Genomic DNA, 1561 nt, shown 5'->3' on the forward strand with positions numbered 1-1561 from the left:
CCACGGAAGTCACGTACACGAGGCAAGGCTACGTTGAACAGCTTATCCAGGAAGTAATACATGCGTTCGCCGCGAAGAGTTACCTTAACGCCGATCGGCATATTCTCACGAAGCTTGAAGCCTGCGATGGACTTCTTGGCACGAGTGACAACCGGCTTTTGACCTGCGATGATCTGCATGTCTTGCACAGCTGCGTCGATGGTCTTGGAGTTACCTACCGCGTCACCTACACCCATGTTGATAACAACTTTCTCGATCTTCGGCACTTGCATGACCGATGTATAGTTAAACTTCTGCATCAGGGCAGGAGTAACTTCGTTCAAGAAACGATCTTTCATTCTTACTGCCATCTTACATAGACCTCCTTTCCGTTCGGTTCAATTAATCGATCACTTCGCCGGATTTTTTGGCGACGCGAACTTTATTGCCGTTCTCAAGTACTTTATAGCCAACACGGGTCGGTTTGCCGCTCTTAGGATCCAGCAGCATCACGTTGGAAACGTGAATTGGCGCTTCTTGATCCAAGATTCCGCCTTGCGGATTTTGTTGGGTAGGCTTCTGGTGCTTCTTCACCAAGTTAACACCTTCCACCAACACGCGGTTTTGACGAGGGTAAGCTGCAATGATGCGGCCTTTCTTCCCTTTGTCCTTTCCCGTAATCACCATAACTGTATCTTCTTTTTTCACATGAAGCTTATGGTTATGCGACTCAAGTCTTTTCTTCGTTCTAGGCATTCTCCGTTACACCTCCCTGTTCAACCCCAAAAAGTGACGCTAAGCTTCGAAGCTTAATCCGAAACCTTTTCGGGGACCCCGGTTAAGACCGGATCGTAAAGATTGGATTAGATTACTTCTGGTGCGAGCGAAACGATCTTCATGAAATCCTTATCGCGAAGCTCACGGGCCACTGGACCAAAAATACGTGTTCCGCGCGGGCTCTTGTCGTCTTTTACGATAACCGCTGCATTCTCGTCGAAACGGATGTAAGAACCGTCCTTACGGCGGGTGGAGCGTTTAGTCCGTACGATAACGGCTTTAACTACATCACCTTTCTTGACAACGCCACCAGGTGTTGCTTCTTTCACGGAGCATATAATCAAGTCGCCAATATGACCTACACGACGTCCTGTACCGCCAAGTACGCGAATACACATCAGTTGTTTAGCGCCGGAATTGTCGGCAGATAGCAGTCTTGTAAATGGTTGAATCATTTAAAGTGCCCTCCTTTCAAATGTTGTGCCGCTCAGCAGTTAGATGATGACAGCTTTTTCGACAACCTCTACCAGTCTCCAACGCTTGTCTTTGGAAATGGGGCGGGTTTCCATAATCTTCACGACATCACCAATCTGTGCATCGTTGTTCTCATCGTGTGCTTTGAATTTCTTCGTATATTTGATGCGCTTATGGTACAGGTCATGCTTCTTGTAAGTCTCTACAGCTACAACGATGGTTTTTTCCATTTTGTCGCTTACGACTTTGCCGACCTGAACTCTGCGTTCATTGCGCTGTTCCATAGCGTGCCCTCCTCTCTAGGTTCTTTAGCTGATCCCGAGTTCTCTTT

At 47.5% G+C, this 1561-nt stretch carries 4 protein-coding genes; all 4 read right to left on the reverse strand.

Features of this window, described 5'->3' with window-relative positions:
* A partial coding sequence (rplE, locus tag AC1DWB_RS34860) for a 50S ribosomal protein L5 (protein WP_477545649.1) occupies window positions 1-350 on the reverse strand: 350 nt, incomplete at its 3' end.
* Between the two features lie 31 nt (window positions 351-381).
* The gene (gene rplX, locus AC1DWB_RS34865) at window positions 382-735 is read right to left on the reverse strand and encodes a 50S ribosomal protein L24 (protein WP_477545650.1); all 354 of its coding nucleotides are present in this window, start codon (window positions 733-735) and stop codon (window positions 382-384) included.
* Window positions 736-842: 107 nt separating this feature from the next.
* Window positions 843-1211 (reverse strand): 50S ribosomal protein L14, encoded by a 369-nt coding sequence (gene rplN, locus AC1DWB_RS34870; RefSeq protein ID WP_477545651.1) that lies wholly within the window; start codon window positions 1209-1211, stop codon window positions 843-845.
* A 39-nt stretch (window positions 1212-1250) separates the two neighbouring features.
* Window positions 1251-1514 carry a 30S ribosomal protein S17 gene (rpsQ, locus tag AC1DWB_RS34875; protein ID WP_477545652.1) on the reverse strand — a complete coding sequence of 88 codons (264 nt, stop codon included), beginning with the start codon at window positions 1512-1514 and terminating at the stop codon, window positions 1251-1253.
* Window positions 1515-1561: the final 47 nt, after the last annotated feature.

The sequence above is a fragment of the Paenibacillus sp. P4_E11 genome (assembly GCF_056401635.1).

Bases quoted from the DNA above. Each gene is read 5' to 3' on its own strand.
- rpsQ (WP_477545652.1), bottom strand. From the start codon at position 1,514: ATGGAACAGCGCAATGAACGCAGAGTTCAGGTCGGCAAAGTCGTAAGC.
- rplX (WP_477545650.1), bottom strand. From the start codon at position 735: ATGCCTAGAACGAAGAAAAGACTTGAGTCGCATAACCATAAGCTTCAT.
- rplN (WP_477545651.1), bottom strand. From the start codon at position 1,211: ATGATTCAACCATTTACAAGACTGCTATCTGCCGACAATTCCGGCGCT.